This window comes from Lysinibacillus sp. F12 (genome assembly GCF_057773605.1).
Window position 1 is genome coordinate 457,067 of sequence record NZ_JBYMLP010000003.1, and the last position, 14,985, is coordinate 472,051.

The window sequence follows — 14,985 nt, forward strand, 5'->3', positions numbered from 1 at the left end:
TATAAGTTGAGTTGGTAGAATAGGTGGTTATTGAATCACTCTACCATTTTAGATTTAGGAGGTGTTATGGTCATTCACTATGAAACATAGAATTATGGCTATCATTATATTATTTATAGTGTTGTTAACAGGTTCTCGTATGTTGTGGCTCCATTCATTTACGCAGCCAGATCAACCATCTGCAATAAAGGGGCAAATCGATGTCCGTGATTTTGATTTTCAACATGATGCATTAACACTTGATGGCGAATGGTCCTTCCATCCATCACAGTGGTTGATGGATCATCAATCCTCCAACCACTCATACATACAAGTCCCAGATGGTTGGGACAACGTTTTTCGGAAAGGAGAGCAAAGCCCATTTGGATACGGCTCTTATCAACTAAAAATACTGGTTAATACAGAAGAGGCAAGAACCTTTAGTTTAAGAGTTCCAAGTATTCGCAGTGCTGCAGAAATATATGTAAACGACCGCTTAATTGCGAAATCAGGAGAGCTAGGTGAAAATCGAGCGCAAACAATGGCTAAAAATATACCCTTTACAGCATCATTTGAGATAAATGGTGAAAGTGAAATCGAACTGGTCATTCAAGTAGCCAACTTTCAAGATCCTCGTAATGGGGGAATTGTACGCTCTATAAAATTTGGACAAGAAGATGTGATCAATCGGGAGACACAATTGTCCATCACGATGCAGTTATTCGTGGCAGTGGTCTTGGTCCTGCATGCCATTTACTCTGTTATCCTCTATTTAGTTGGAAATAAAGATAAACGCCTACTATTCTTTTCGATCTTAACCGTAAATATCATGTTTTATTATTTATTAGGAAGTGATGATAAACTTCTTTCATTTTGGTTTCCCATCAATTATGATTGGGGATTTATATTAGTCCATCTTTCTATGGTAGGCATTGGCTACTCGTTATTGCAGTGTATAGAGCACTGGCTACCGCCACATTTACAGCACTATAAACGGATGTACACTTTTTTCTGCTTGGTGGCAATCCTATTAGCCTTTACTTTACCGATACGTTATCTTGTTTCCATACAAGCTTTTTATATGGTTATTTTAGGGGCTCCCATAGTGATTACTTTGATTTTGATGACCGGAAAATCCATCAAAGATATTCGCAGTAATGTCTTTATTTTATTAGGCCTAGTGGCTTTTGTGAATAGTATCCTTTGGGATGTCATGCTGCTGATTACAGGAATTAAAGTCATTTCTTATCCATTTGATTTGATGGTGACAATTGCCTGTTTAGCGACATTGTGGTTTAAAGATTACGCAAAGGTACATGCCGATACGAAGAAGCTTGCTCATAAATTGCAAGAGACTGATAAAATTAAGGATGAATTTTTGGCAAGTACCTCTCACGAATTACGGAATCCACTTCATAGCATCATCAATATGTCCAAAGCGGTACTTGATCGTGAAGCCAATCGGTTAACTGCAAAAAGTGTGACTGATTTAGAAACTGTCCTGTCCGTAGGTAATCGGATGTCTTTGTTGTTAAATGATTTGCTGGATGTCGTAAGTTTGAAAGACAATACACAACAATTACAACTAAGTAGGGTTTCCATCCATTCCATTGCTGTGGGTGTTTTTGATATGCTGCGCTTTATGATTGAGGGGAAGCCTGTTCAGTTTGTCCTGAAAATACCTGAAGATTTTCAAAGAGTGCTAGCTGATGAAAATCGTGTGATTCAAATTGTCTTTAATTTAGTGCATAATGCTGTGAAATTTACGAATGAAGGGTCGATTACAATCTCGAGTTATACACGCAATGGAATGGCGAACATCGTCATTACGGATACAGGCATTGGTGTGGACGATGAAACCATGCGTCGAATATTTGAACGATATGAGCAAGGGACGATCAGTAAAACTATGGTAGAAGGAGGGTTTGGGCTAGGACTAAACATTTGTAAGCGGCTCATTGAATTGCATGGCGGTACATTGAAAGCCCAATCTATTGTTGGACAAGGCTCGACCTTTACATTTACATTGCCCTTAGCGGTTGAATCGAATGTCCAAGAGCCACTTGAAAAGGGACGACAAAGTGTTAGCAAGATTCCAGAGCGCATAACACCTTTACAAACTGACTTGGAACATGAACAGAGTACGGAGTTTAATCATCCGCGTATATTGGTAGTGGATGATGAGCCTATTAATTTGCGGGTCGTTGAGACCATTTTAGCGAATGAACAGTATGACATTGTTACGGTGACAAGTGGTATAGAAGCGCTAGTATGTATTCAGTCACACGAGTGGGATTTAGTTATTTCAGATGTGATGATGCCGAAAATGTCAGGGTACGAATTAGTTCGTCTTATTCGGAAGCAATTCTCCATCACCGATTTACCTGTATTATTACTGACAGCGCGTAGTCAACCCCAGGATCTTGAAAATGGTTTTTTAGCAGGTGCAAATGATTATGTGACCAAGCCTGTCGATGCCCTAGAGCTACGATCACGAGTAGCGGCTTTAATAAAGGTGAAGCGATCTATACAGGAGCGTCATCGTATGGAGGCTGCTTGGCTGCAGGCACAAATTGAGCCTCATTTTCTTTTTAATACGTTAAATGCCATTTTAACGTTGAGTGAAATGGATAGTGAGCGAACAAGTAGATTAGTAGAGGCACTCAGTGATTTTTTAAGAGAATCCTATAATTTTCAAAATGTTGAAGCACTTGTGCCGTTAGAAAATGAACTTACGTTAATTCAAGCTTATCTCTATATTCAGCAGGAGCGCTTCGGCGATCGTATTCAGGTTAAATGGGATTTAGAGGCATCTACAGATGTGCTTATTCCATCATTAACGATTCAACCCTTAGTTGAAAATGCCTTACAGCACGGTATTTTAAAACGTACAGAAGGGGGAACGATCCATATTCGGATTTATGAAAGTGAATCACAACTTGAAATTACGGTTTCGGACAATGGTGTTGGCATAGATGAACAACGATTGTCCCAGTTGCTTCAGACAAAACGACAGCCATCCGGAAGCATTGGCTTAATGAATACCCATCTTCGTCTTCAACAGCATTACGGACAAGGATTGCACATTACGAGTAAGCTTCATGAAGGAACGGCTGTTTCTTTTGTGGTTCTTGTAAAGAAGCCTGTAAAACAAAATGCATGACACTTCAGTGTGCCATGCATTTTTTCTTTATATAATCGCCTGCGGAACTTTTGCTTTAAACTGAGTGAATAAATAGCATCCCACAATGACGATAAGTCCACCAATTCCCTGAAGCCAAGACATATTTTCTCCAATAAATAAATAGGCGAGAAGGGCGGTGAAAATTGGATTGAAGTTTAAAAAAATCCCCGATGTTGTCGCGCCTAGCTTCTGTAAACCGATATTCCAAAATACCATACAAACAACGGTTGAGATAATACCCGTATATAGCATGGAAAGAATGAAAGATGTATTGACATTTGTGAAGGTGAAATCTGTGCTCGTAAATGGTAGGAGCATCAGCACACCAAATATTCCTGCATAAAAGGTAGCCATTAATGGTGAGGTTGTTTGCATAGCCCATTTACTACAGACGGAATACAGTCCCCAAACACACACGGCTGCCAACATCCATAAATCACCTGTATTGAACTGGAAATCCAGCAATAGCTGCCAATCTCCTTTTGAAAGAACGAGAACTACTCCGAACAAGGATAAAATCATTGCCGATAACTGCCACTTTGTTATTTTTTCTTTAAGCAAGACAAACGAAAACAGGGCAATGGATATTGTATTCATAGTAGAGATAAGCCCAGCATTAGTAGATGTCGTACGCTCCAATGCTAAAAATTGAAAGATATTAAAGAAAGCAACCCCAGTAACCCCCATCAACATTAACGGAACAATGGCTTGTTTTGGAGGAACTAATTTTTTTTCTTTCCACCAAACTAAAGGAACAAGGACAATGACAGCAATTAACCATCTGACCGTTGTCAATGTCAAAGGTGATGCATGTGCAACAAGCGTCTTGGCAACAACAAAATTTCCACCCCACAGTAAACTTGTGATAAGCATTAGACCTATATACAATTTAACCAAAGCTCGTAACACCCTCTTTTACCTTTATGTATACTAAGAATCATAGCATTAATTGTGAATTGACTGTATAATATTTTGTGAAAGTGATTTTATTTGAAATAAACTAAAGTTATTGTGATTTTATAAAAATAATCTTCGGAAAAATAGCTTCGTAAATACATAACGAAAAATAATCGAAAGGGGACACAGCTATGGAGGATAGCAAAACGAAAGGTCTAGACAGTATGGATCTTCAAATTTTAGATATTTTGCAGAGAGAGGTTCATATTAGTAATGCCGAATTGGCTAGACGTGTAAACTTATCGCCACCAGCGACACATACAAGAGTCAAACGATTGGAAAACGAAGGATACATCGATCAGCAAGTTGCTATTTTAAATCAGGAAAAACTAGGATTTGATTTACTGTGCTATGTTTTTATGAGTACGGATATCCATCAAGCGAAGGAAATAGAAGAATTGGAAACGAGCTTAAAAACGATGACAGAAATATTGGAATGTCATTGTTTAACAGGTGCCTATGATTACTTATTAAAAATCGTCATTCGAGATCGACAAGAATTGAATCGATTTATTCGGAAATTAAATAAGTTAGGGATCTCTAGAATTCAAACAAATTTATCGTTACGGGAAATCAAATATTCCACGGTGTTACCCTTATAAAAATACAGCAAGTGTGAGTGTTCTACTCATGCTTGCTGTGTTCCTCTTCATGAGAGCTTTTACTCACATGGATTTACTAATACCTGTTTCGTTTTGAATGTCCATGGTGCAATTGTGGAAATTATTTCCTAGTTGGGAGGACAACGAATAAGCGTTAACATTGCTGGTTTAAACCCAGCAAACCAAGCACTATACCAGAAATTGAATAGTCGCATCGCATTACGACAAATATGTAGATAATGATAACAACACAAGACGACATTTTATTTGGCTTAGCGGTTTGGCGTATTTTAGCTGATGTTGTGAATATCTAAAGCGTGAATAATGAGCAGTTGTACAATTTTGCAAAATTGCCCTAGTGAATAAGCATTGCAACAGATATCCATTTGGTAGCTTTTCTTTAATGTGATAGTGCACGACTAACGCCATGTGCTTTAATGGTGATTATAAGACTTAGCTGTCCTCGACAGGTTTTCTAAAAAACGTGTCGGGGACAGCTTTTTTTGTGTGTTTTTGCAAATGATAGACGCTAAAAAATTTAAAAAGAGGGCAAAAAAAGTTGTCTATACTCGTTTTATGAAATGGGACAAAGATGCTATATTTAAAGCACTTGCGAACTTGACTAGGAGGCTTATCATAGATGAACTATGTGAACGAAATGAAATGACCTTGTATGAGCTCACGGTTCGTCTACTTTTGAAGTATGAGCTTTCCATAAAGAGACAAGCAATTGCTAAACATCTTGTTGTTTTGGTGGGGACCGGGCTTGTCACTTTCATGAGGAAGGGCAACTACCGAATTGTTATGTTTTACAATGAGCCACTTATTGAAAGAGTGGGTAGAATAATTTTACGAACATGAACAGGTGGAGGCAAGCAAGTTGCTAACTAGCAGAGGAGGCTATTCAAATGAACATTATTGTGAACAGTATTTTTGTAACAGACCAAGCAAAGGCATTGTCATTTTATACAGAAAAGCTTGGATTTGTAAAAAAGGAAGACGAACCATTAGGAAAACATAGATGGCTGACGCTTGTATCGCCAAATGATTTAGAAGGAACTGAGCTTTTACTGGAGCCGGATGAACATCCTGCCGCAAAGGATTACCAAAAGAGAATATTTGCTGAGGGTATCCTGCCACGATGTTTGGTATAGCAGATATTCACGAAGAATACAAGCAATTATTAGAAAAAGGCGTAGAATTTACGATGGTGCCAACAAAAGTGGGAGCGGTCACAATAGCGGTCTTAGATGATACTTGTGGCAATCTTATTCAGATTATCCAAAAATAATTCATATTGAAAGCGTGTTTAGAGTCTAGTCCAAACACGCTTTTTTTATTTATTTGTGTATTGCTAAACCTCGGTCAACATTTAACAAGTCGAGGTTTTCTTTTGGTTGTGCATTCACGGTCTGTTCTTTAGCTTCAGCTTCTTCGCTTGGTGGCGCTTCCTCTGATGAACAGGCTGATAAAGCAAATAATAAAAATAATACCAAACTAAATGACAGTAATTTCTGCATGAGGCAAACCTCCATCCATAAATCGTTGATATGAATATTTTGCACATTTTCATACAGAATATGTTTAGTTTACTGTTATTTTTTAAGCAACGGTGTTGCTAATAATTTTGTTGAATCCGTTGTTAGTGGCCGCATTAATAAGCTTTTGAATAGACTCCTTGTTAATATCTGAGAATATATACCAACTATCATTACTAACATCATGGAGAAGAACAGTAGGATAACCTTCTAATAATTCATCCGGGAATGCCTGATTTAATGAGTACATATCGAACTGCTGAACACTTTTATTGTCAGCGTTTAAAAAATCATATTGTCCAAGCTTATAATAAGATCCAGGTACGTCCAGATTTAATTGCCAAGAATAGTCTTTAGGAGCTTCTACTTTAGCTCCTTTTTGCTGAAAAATCTTGAACATAGCGTGATGATAGCTATTGCCCTTCATTTCTTGAATAATGCCACCCATCGTCATGTGATATTCATAGTGAAGGGCCTTGATTTTTTGATTGTTTAATAATAATGGCTTAGTGGCAATAGTGACAGTACTTTGTTTGTAATCAACTTGACTGCCGAATGTTTCCGCAATAAAGCGAAGCGGTACATAAGTACGATTGTTTTTAAGATATGGTGTTGCATCCAAGTGCTCGGCCTTACCATTTTTCATGACGGTCTGACTGTTTAATGTTAACAAAACAGTTGATTGGTTCATGGTAAGAGTAATTTGTGAATCCTTCCATTGAACCTGTGCACCTAGATTTTCACTAATTACTCGCAAAGGTACCATGGTACGATTGTTTTTGACCTCAGGTGCTGCATCTGTTTTCACAACAACTTCGTCAATCATAAGCTGAGGTGTTGCTGCGTCAGCAGGGGAAGCTGTCCATAATACAGAGGTTAATAATAAGCCTGTAAAGATTTTTTTCATGGAAATTATCCTCCTTTATTTTTACGACCTTATTTTACCATAAAATTCAATTACGATTGTGATAGTTTACTATTTATTAATTTTTAACAGTGTATAAACCGGTTTTGAAATCGAATACTAATCGTGAAAGGAGGTTTTTTTGTGAAGTTTTTAACTTGGGGCATAGTAGGTGCAGCATTGTTCGCTGCTATGAAAGGTTACGGGAAATCAAGTCAAGGACAGAAGGATAGCTACCAACAAACGACAACACCTGTTCAATTAGTAGCTAATGCGAATCCTTTGACAGCTAATACACCGAAACAGTAAGAGGCGTCACGGCTTATAGATTATGTTGATCTATAAGCTTGTTATATTTTACATAAAAATCCTATAGTTGCTTGATAAAGATAGATAGAATATTGGTTGATGTCAATCACCCTTAAGTGGCAAAAGGATTTTAAGAAGCTTCCTGCTGAGACTCCTTTAGAATCCGATGAATCGTTAAGACAGCCTGTATATGCATGCCCTCATGGAAAATAGTCCGCCATAACACTTGTTCAATGGTTTGCATGCCCATCTCAATAGGGGAAAATTCTTCCATAAGTCGATGACCATATTGTTCCTTTAGCTGTTCTGGCTGCTGTGCCAGTAATATTTTTAATGCCTCAAAAGATGGCGTATTTTCATCAAAATCATCAGGTGAGGTGCCGAACCCAAACCAGTGAACGAAAGAATTTAATTCCTCTTGTTTTTCTTTCGTTAGAGCCTCTATCCATAAATATTGATCAAGATATAAATGGCCCATATTCCAGCGGATATTATTGCGGAAGCCAGTTGGAATGATATGGGCCTTTTCCTCTGTTACATCATCTAGTACTTGTAGTAGCTCGCTCCGGTAATGCTGTAGTTGTTGAAATAAATTTTCTTGTCGCTGATACATTGTAAAACCTCCTTTAAGTATGTATTAGCTATTTTCACCTAATTTCCTGCAAAAAAAAGAAGAACTCTGATGAGGGTTCTTCTAGTCACATTTATTTACTTTGTGTTTGCAAAGCTAGTCTTACACCGAGACCGATATAGACAAAGCCAACTGTTTTTTCAAGCCAACGGGAGCTGCCACTTGCTTTTGTAAAGATTTTTTCACCGATAAAGCTTGTCACAACAGCTAGTAAAATAGTATACAACGCGCTCATTACTACGAAAGTAATGCCAAGTGTCAGCAGCTGGACTGTAATAGATGTCTCATTATGCTGGATAAATTGTGGTAAAAAGGCAAGGAAAAATAAGGCCGTCTTTGGATTTAGTATTTCTGCTAAAAAGCCTTGGCGGAATGATGTACTCGCAGGGCTTTGTTCCACAGTAGGTTGTTCAATTTTCTTCGGTTTCGTAACAAGCATCTGTATCCCTAAATATACAAGATAAGCTACACCAACATATTTCACCACTTCAAAGGCTGTGGCAGATTGCATTAAAATAGCTGATAGACCTAAAACGGCTGCTAACGTATGGACTAAGTCACCGAGGCCGATACCTAAGGCTGTGTAAATGCCGTTTTTCTTACCACTTTTTAGCGTTTGTGTAATGGTGATAATAACTGCAGGTCCTGGAATTAAAAATAATAAAAGAACTATTGCGATAAAAGATAACATGCTTACCATCCTATTCTAATAAACTAATCATTCTAGGGTGAATGCATGACATATTATATTCTAGTGACTATAGAACTGTCGATAAAGAAATATTGAAAAAGGAATGAAAAAATATTCAGAAAATATTTGAACGAGGTGGTTTATTCAGATTGAATGGAATTTTTATGCATGTAACGATATTATTAGTACCAACTAATAATATTTAATGATAGAATTAGGTCATTAAAAAATGGGAGGTATCTTCATGTTAACTAGTCAACAAATTCAAGAAATTTTGCCACATCGCTATCCATTCCTTTTAGTAGATCGCATTGTGGAATTAGAGGAAGGGAAACGTGCGATAGGTCTTAAAAATGTGACCATCAATGAGGAGTTTTTTAATGGACATTTTCCTCAGTATCCTGTAATGCCAGGTGTGCTCATTGTGGAGGCATTAGCCCAAGTTAGCGCTGTAATCATGCTGACGAAGGAAGGCAATGAGGGAAGACTAGGATTACTGGCAGGAATAGATGAATGTCGCTTTAAAAAACAAGTGAAACCTGGAGATCAATTACGACTTGAAGTTGAAATTACACGCATAAAAGGCTCAATCGGTAAAGGGAAGGGACTCGCGACAGTTGATGGAGAAATGGTTTGTGAAATGGAGCTTGTGTTCGCGTTTGGTAATTAATGTACGCAATGAAGGGACAATTTTGCCATGTACAGCGCTTATAGCTGAAGCTTCTTTGTGAAAATGGTCATTAGATGCCTCTAAGCGCATTACACCACTAACTTTCTTTCATATAGTACATTTATGAGAGAAAGAGGGGTTTGGGTCGCTGTTTTTGAACGAAAAGAAGGGCTGTTAAGGGCTGAGGATGCATTGGATAATGATTTTTGTGATCGATTTGTACAAAAAAGCATAAACAGATTCACCATAAAAAACGCCATCGAGCTATCTATCAGTGCTATTTTTTTTTTTTTTCATCAACAATATACAAAGCTATAGAGCTAAGGCTATATAATCCGTATTTTATGGCAGCAGGCGTATCAAATTATGCGTTTAAAGCCAATTTCTATAACATTGAGCGGGGTCATTTTGTCCATTTTTATGTTGATTGCTTCCGTTTTAAATGGCTTGTCCAAATGTAGTATTTGCGATATTTTACAACTTATCAAAATGAAGATGAGCATTATTCAGAGCATCATTGAACATTTACATTTTTAGCCTCTTAAAACGCCAGAACATCGTGACTCGAATAAATGGTCCAATGGTTTATCAAAAAGCTGTTTAACGCTTCACCATAGTCTACATAAGACCAAGTCTAATAGGTCAAAGCGAAGGCTATCAAAATGCCTATAGTCGAAATCTTATTATGATGGACGAGCTTAATTTAGAAGATTTTGGTGTTGTTGGAAAACCTATCTTCACGGCCATTATCTCTCAGTTATGGTAAAATGCATTTTTATTATTTATTGAAACGTAAGCATTTTTTTGCGAATTCCTCAAATAATAAAGTACGAAAAAAATTTTGGGGACGTGAAGATTTGAAAAAAGTATTACTGTTTTTACTGCCACTTTGTTTGGTTACGGTGTCATTTTTTTATGTCAAGGCGAGTACTTATGACAATAAAGGGAGAAAGTATTATGAAGAAGCGGGGCAAATACTATGGGAAATCCAAACGGAGGAGAAAATCATTGCTCTTACTTTTGATGATGGACCACATCGCACCTACACAGCGGATGTTCTGGATGTTTTGGATAAATATCAAGCAAAAGCCACTTTCTTCATTGTCGGTCAAAATGCAGAAAAAAACCCTGAGCTTATTTCGAGAATGTACGATGAAGGGCATGAATTGGCCAACCACACCTATACGCATCCTTTAAAAACAAATGTCTCGAATTTGATGAAGGAAATTGATCAAACCAATGCAACTCTTTACAGCATTACCGGCTTTAAACCAACATTATTCCGTCCGGTGGAAGGGCAATTCTCCGATGCAATGATAGATGCAATTGCCAAAGAGGGCTATAAAGTGGTGATGTGGTCCTGGCATTTGGATACGCTTGACTGGAAAAGTCCAGGAGTTAATCGAATAGTGAATACCGTATTAAAAGGAGTAAAGGCAGGTAATATTGTGTTATTCCATGATGGTGGAGGTAACCGAGCACAAACTGTGAAGGCACTGGAGCAAATATTACCGGAGCTTGAAAAACAGGGTTATCGATTTGTGACGGTTTCAGAATTGCTTGAAGTGCAGATGGCGCATAAAAAAATGGAAAAAAAACAGTAGTGTTGAGAGTCTTCTTTCAACACTACTTTTTATGGTGCTATCTCTTTATGTAAAGGTTATTTTAACAATTTTTTGATGTGCTTCAGCTCACTAATTAAGTAATCAATTTGCTTCTGCATAGTATCAATTTGAACGTTCGACTGACTGTCTCCATTATTATTTTGAGAAGTATCCTTATTAGCGTTGACAAGTGCCTCTAGTGCGAGACCTGATGCAATAGTCTGTAGGCCATCTCCTAGTGTTGAAATGGCAGTACCAATATAAGCTAACTTAGCTGCATAAATTTCTAGGGAATCATTGTTTTGATTGGGCTTATTATTTCTTCCCATTATTTTTCCTCCTTATGTTTGTCATTACTTGCATCATATGCGTGAGGAAGAGAAAAGGAGAACGATTTAATTGATTCACAGGAAATGGTAAAATTAACAGAACGACAACATATTGGAGGAGCGGTCATTGACATATATAGAGATCGTTGAGATGGATAGACAATTGTTGGGCTGAATAGGCTGTTATTGAAGGAGCAAGAAAAATGGGTTCCTGCATTTCCCTGTTAATTGGAATAAACGATTAGTAGGCTTTCTTATATGTGGAAGTTACGACGGAAAACGTCTTAGTCGCAGCCAGCAAGCTATGCCTCTCAGTTGACCTGGTTCAAGATTAAAAGCATGGAAAAGTTGATGGAGAAATCGCCGCCACCCTATGAGGTCTTCTCTGTCATCTATAATGGACAGCTTATTTCTTTTCACCGATTAACGGTTCATTCGGTCTATAAAAAGCTTCAGCACAGTATTAGGAGTACCTGTGTAAAAAAATGTCCATGATTTGAAACTTTTTGAGTCATTGGCACGTTATATTCTTATAGTATTTCTATGAGTCAATTGATTTTTTAGTTGACTGCTACTAGGAAATGAGTAAAATTAGAAGGCAGTACCATTATATACCTAAAGCTTTTATAGGGAACAATGGATTCATGAGCATTAGGATGCTAGATGGTTGGAAGCATGATCAGACAAGGTCTGTCATAAAATTTGGACAGTCTTTTTCTTTTCGTCTTCTGTATAACCTGTTAAGATGGTAATAGTGTGACAACAAGTTAGTGTATATGAGAGTGGTGACAATCAAGATGGATGAACAGAAAAAAGAAAGTACAGAGCAGCAGCAAGAGCCAACGCCTGCTGAAATCAAGCCAGCAGGACAATTTATACAATTAAAACCGTTTAAATTCATCATGCTAATGTTCTTTACAATTCTTATTACTGCCGGCTTAACGATTTTTGCGTTAACATTTGGTGATAAGAAAGTGGTAGAAGTGAAAGTTCCTGTAGAACGTGAGGAATTTACGAAATTATATGAAGCATTTGATTTACTGAAAAATAACTATTACAAAGATATTGAGGATGAAAAAGTAGTTGATGGTGCTATTAATGGCATGTTCGATGCATTAGGCGATCCGTACTCTGATTTTATGGTGAAGGAAGAAGCAGACCAATTTAACTCTGGTTTATCTTCAAGCTTCCAAGGAATTGGTGCAGAAATTCAAGAACGTAATGGTTATATTACAGTTGTGTCACCGATCAAAAATTCTCCTGCTGAAAAGGCAGGCTTATTACCAAAAGATATCATCTTAACGGTCGATGGGAAAAGCATTCAAGGCTTCAGTGCTACAGAAGCAGTTGCGTTAATTCGCGGCGAAAAAGGAACATCTGTAAAATTATCAGTGAAACGTGGCGAAAATACTGAGCCTATACAAATGACTATTGTTCGTGATGAAATCCCAGTAGAAACTGTATACGGTGAGATGCTTGATGGCAATATTGCCCATATTCAAATTACATCGTTTAGTGAACAAACTGCTCAAGAGCTTGAAAAAATCCTTGTTGAGTACGAAGGCAAAGGTATGAAGGGGATTGTTTTAGATTTACGTCAAAATCCTGGTGGCTACTTAAAGGCTGCAGTGGATATTTCTAATTTATTTGTACCAGAAGGCAAAGCCATTGTGCAGGTACAAGAAAAAGATGCAGAACCAGAAGTCACAAATGCGATTGCTGGTAAAAAATACGATTTACCAATCACTGTTCTAGTTGATGGTGGTAGTGCTTCTGCCTCTGAGATTTTAGCTGGTGCCTTAAAAGAATCTGTTGGTGCAAAGGTGGTTGGTGAAACATCCTTTGGTAAAGGCACAGTCCAAAATGTCACTCCGTTGAAGGACGGCTCTAATCTGAAATTTACTACAGGTAAATGGTTAACGCCGAACGGTAACTGGATTAATGAAAAAGGGATTACTCCTGATGTTAAGGTTGCTTACCCATCATATGCCTCGTTACCATACTTGAACGCTTCTATGGAAATGAAGGCAGGTATGCAATCAGACACTGTGAAGGCGGCAGAAGAGATGCTTCAAGTACTAGGGTATGAACCTGGTGAAGTAGATGGTCTTTTCGATGACAATACAGCGCGTGCAGTAGAACAATTACAAGCTGCGAATAATCTTGAAGAGACAGGTGTTTTAACAGGAAATACAACGTATGCATTAATGGATGCGTTACGTGCAAAAATGAAAGCTGATGATCCTCAGTTGTTAAAAGCGAAAGAGCTTCTATTAGGTACAGCTGAAAAGGCTGAGGAAACTACAAACTAACAAATACAGCTGTCGCAACAGTCGTCTTTCACGGCATCTGCGACAGCTTTTTTTATAGGAGGAAGAAGAGAATGAAGGATGTATACCTATTTAGTGGCTTTTTAGGGAGTGGCAAAACATCAATGCTGACAGATGTAATTCGCCAACTAAAAGAAAAAAATTTAAAGCCCGCCGTTATTATGAATGAACTTGGCAAGCTACCATTTGACTCACAGGCCGTGGAAAAGGATATTCCACTCAAAGAGATGCTAGAAGGCTGTATTTGCTGTTCAGGTGCTGAAAAGACGGAGGCACAAATTCAATCTCTTCTATTAGATAGTGATTTTGATGTATTAATAATTGAAACAACTGGTGCTGCTCATCCAGTTGAGGCATTAGATGCGGTGTATTCACCATTGTTTGCTGATCAGCTTAATGTCAAAGGCATTGTTACAGTGGCAGATTCTAAGCTATGGCTTCACCGTGATACTCTGACACCACAAGTACGTTCTCTATTTATGGAACAAATTCGCCATGCTCACTTATTACTAGCGAATAAAACAGATCTTTTAACAGAGGCAGAGCAAGGGCAAGTAGTCTATGAGCTACAAAGCTTAAATCCCCATGCATTTATTTTGCAAACGACAAATGGACGAGTACCTTTGTCATTGTTAGAAAGCTTAAAGGCAACCGCACAAATGGATAAAGCTGATATTGTAAAAGCGCCGATAGCCTCTATGCAACTTGGCTCGCGCTTAGTAGAATTCGCTGATATGGAGTTTACCCAGGAGCAATTTGAAGAATGGGTACGTGCCTTACCTGAAACAATTTATCGAATGAAAGGATATGTACCGATTGAAGGAGTTAAAAATCCAATGCTATTCCAATATGCATATGGCATGGTTCAATGGCTACCGGAATATATAAAAATGCCAGCGAAACTTGTTATTATCGGTGAAAACGTAGGATCTCTTCCTGTCATTGGCATTCAATAAAGAAAATGTAAACCTGTGGATATTTGCACAATTTAGACAATGTGTAGATTACGCAGGTTTTTTTATTTTTATGTAAAGAGAATGTAATGTGTCTGTAATATGTTTGTAATATAAATGGTGAGAAGAGCCACTAGAAGTAGTGATATCACAATTCTGGGGGCTTTCGATAAGGATATTTAGAGGGACTGAATCAGTGAATAACGCATACATTTTGGTCTCGCTTTCGGGGCAAATTTACGATAATATTAGCTAGATTTAAAGGGGTGTCAACCCTCTTTCAAACGTAAGTATTTCATAGATT

The 14,985-nt window shown here is 37.8% G+C and carries 14 protein-coding genes and 1 pseudogene; 9 read left to right on the forward strand and 6 right to left on the reverse strand.

The window, feature by feature from the left end; genetic code table 11:
- Positions 1-79: 79 nt before the first annotated feature.
- Complete coding sequence (locus tag AC3CH7_RS16295; RefSeq protein ID WP_488381645.1) at positions 80-3,142, forward strand: hybrid sensor histidine kinase/response regulator; 3,063 nt, start codon at positions 80-82, stop codon at positions 3,140-3,142.
- Between the two features lie 27 nt (positions 3,143-3,169).
- Here the strand turns inward: AC3CH7_RS16295 and AC3CH7_RS16300 are convergent, their stop codons facing one another.
- Complete coding sequence (locus AC3CH7_RS16300; RefSeq protein WP_241740631.1) at positions 3,170-4,036, reverse strand: DMT family transporter; 867 nt, start codon at positions 4,034-4,036, stop codon at positions 3,170-3,172.
- 215 nt (positions 4,037-4,251) lie between these two features.
- Between AC3CH7_RS16300 and AC3CH7_RS16305 the strand changes: the two genes are divergently transcribed.
- The 3 genes and pseudogenes from AC3CH7_RS16305 (at position 4,252) to AC3CH7_RS16315 (ending at position 6,013) form a co-directional block, all read left to right on the forward strand.
- Entirely contained in the window at positions 4,252-4,722 is a 471-nt protein-coding gene (locus AC3CH7_RS16305; protein ID WP_012294382.1) for an Lrp/AsnC family transcriptional regulator, read from the forward strand.
- Between the two features lie 576 nt (positions 4,723-5,298).
- The gene (locus AC3CH7_RS16310; protein ID WP_481276398.1) at positions 5,299-5,583 is read left to right on the forward strand and encodes an ArsR/SmtB family transcription factor; all 285 of its coding nucleotides are present in this window, start codon (positions 5,299-5,301) and stop codon (positions 5,581-5,583) included.
- 47 nt (positions 5,584-5,630) lie between these two features.
- Positions 5,631-6,013 (forward strand): annotated as a pseudogene (locus AC3CH7_RS16315) (VOC family protein).
- A gap of 49 nt (positions 6,014-6,062) precedes the next feature.
- Here AC3CH7_RS16315 and AC3CH7_RS16320 read toward each other — a convergent pair.
- Entirely contained in the window at positions 6,063-6,242 is a 180-nt protein-coding gene (locus tag AC3CH7_RS16320) for a hypothetical protein (protein ID WP_036161610.1), read from the reverse strand.
- A gap of 82 nt (positions 6,243-6,324) precedes the next feature.
- On the reverse strand, positions 6,325-7,167 hold the full coding sequence (locus AC3CH7_RS16325; RefSeq protein ID WP_031418166.1) for a copper amine oxidase N-terminal domain-containing protein: 843 nt from the start codon (positions 7,165-7,167) through the stop codon (positions 6,325-6,327).
- A 141-nt stretch (positions 7,168-7,308) separates the two neighbouring features.
- Here AC3CH7_RS16325 and AC3CH7_RS16330 point away from each other — a divergent pair, with 141 nt between their 5' ends.
- On the forward strand, positions 7,309-7,473 hold the full coding sequence (locus AC3CH7_RS16330) for a hypothetical protein (RefSeq protein ID WP_171821090.1): 165 nt from the start codon (positions 7,309-7,311) through the stop codon (positions 7,471-7,473).
- 130 nt (positions 7,474-7,603) lie between these two features.
- Here the strand turns inward: AC3CH7_RS16330 and AC3CH7_RS16335 are convergent, their stop codons facing one another.
- Positions 7,604-8,086, reverse strand: a complete 483-nt coding sequence (locus AC3CH7_RS16335) for a DinB family protein (protein WP_197223966.1) — start codon at positions 8,084-8,086, stop codon at positions 7,604-7,606.
- 91 nt (positions 8,087-8,177) lie between these two features.
- Positions 8,178-8,795: a LysE family translocator gene (locus AC3CH7_RS16340; protein WP_012294389.1), complete on the reverse strand. Its 618-nt coding sequence runs from the start codon at positions 8,793-8,795 to the stop codon at positions 8,178-8,180.
- Positions 8,796-9,039: 244 nt separating this feature from the next.
- Between AC3CH7_RS16340 and fabZ the strand changes: the two genes are divergently transcribed.
- Positions 9,040-9,465: a 3-hydroxyacyl-ACP dehydratase FabZ gene (fabZ, locus tag AC3CH7_RS16345; RefSeq protein WP_197223965.1), complete on the forward strand. Its 426-nt coding sequence runs from the start codon at positions 9,040-9,042 to the stop codon at positions 9,463-9,465.
- An 857-nt stretch (positions 9,466-10,322) separates the two neighbouring features.
- Complete coding sequence (locus AC3CH7_RS16350) at positions 10,323-11,069, forward strand: polysaccharide deacetylase family protein (RefSeq protein WP_036168261.1); 747 nt, start codon at positions 10,323-10,325, stop codon at positions 11,067-11,069.
- A gap of 56 nt (positions 11,070-11,125) precedes the next feature.
- Here AC3CH7_RS16350 and AC3CH7_RS16355 read toward each other — a convergent pair whose 3' ends face one another.
- Positions 11,126-11,398 (reverse strand): hypothetical protein, encoded by a 273-nt coding sequence (locus AC3CH7_RS16355; RefSeq protein WP_012294394.1) that lies wholly within the window; start codon positions 11,396-11,398, stop codon positions 11,126-11,128.
- A 797-nt stretch (positions 11,399-12,195) separates the two neighbouring features.
- Here AC3CH7_RS16355 and AC3CH7_RS16360 point away from each other — a divergent pair.
- Together AC3CH7_RS16360 and AC3CH7_RS16365 are read left to right on the forward strand one after the other, a co-directional pair.
- On the forward strand, positions 12,196-13,710 hold the full coding sequence (locus AC3CH7_RS16360; RefSeq protein WP_031418171.1) for a lmo1851 family serine protease: 1,515 nt from the start codon (positions 12,196-12,198) through the stop codon (positions 13,708-13,710).
- Between the two features lie 71 nt (positions 13,711-13,781).
- Entirely contained in the window at positions 13,782-14,684 is a 903-nt protein-coding gene (locus AC3CH7_RS16365) for a CobW family GTP-binding protein (RefSeq protein ID WP_488381646.1), read from the forward strand.
- The last annotated feature ends 301 nt before the right edge of the window (positions 14,685-14,985 follow it).

Coding starts and splice junctions, on each gene's coding strand:
- fabZ (WP_197223965.1), top strand. CDS start 9,040: ATGTTAACTAGTCAACAAATTCAAGAAATTTTGCCACATCGCTATCCA.
- AC3CH7_RS16335 (WP_197223966.1), bottom strand. CDS start 8,086: ATGTATCAGCGACAAGAAAATTTATTTCAACAACTACAGCATTACCGG.
- AC3CH7_RS16355 (WP_012294394.1), bottom strand. CDS start 11,398: ATGGGAAGAAATAATAAGCCCAATCAAAACAATGATTCCCTAGAAATT.
- AC3CH7_RS16365 (WP_488381646.1), top strand. CDS start 13,782: ATGAAGGATGTATACCTATTTAGTGGCTTTTTAGGGAGTGGCAAAACA.
- AC3CH7_RS16320 (WP_036161610.1), bottom strand. CDS start 6,242: ATGCAGAAATTACTGTCATTTAGTTTGGTATTATTTTTATTATTTGCT.
- AC3CH7_RS16325 (WP_031418166.1), bottom strand. CDS start 7,167: ATGAAAAAAATCTTTACAGGCTTATTATTAACCTCTGTATTATGGACA.
- AC3CH7_RS16310 (WP_481276398.1), top strand. CDS start 5,299: ATGAAATGGGACAAAGATGCTATATTTAAAGCACTTGCGAACTTGACT.
- AC3CH7_RS16300 (WP_241740631.1), bottom strand. CDS start 4,036: ATGCTTATCACAAGTTTACTGTGGGGTGGAAATTTTGTTGTTGCCAAG.
- AC3CH7_RS16340 (WP_012294389.1), bottom strand. CDS start 8,795: ATGTTATCTTTTATCGCAATAGTTCTTTTATTATTTTTAATTCCAGGA.
- AC3CH7_RS16360 (WP_031418171.1), top strand. CDS start 12,196: ATGGATGAACAGAAAAAAGAAAGTACAGAGCAGCAGCAAGAGCCAACG.
- AC3CH7_RS16305 (WP_012294382.1), top strand. CDS start 4,252: ATGGAGGATAGCAAAACGAAAGGTCTAGACAGTATGGATCTTCAAATT.
- AC3CH7_RS16295 (WP_488381645.1), top strand. CDS start 80: ATGAAACATAGAATTATGGCTATCATTATATTATTTATAGTGTTGTTA.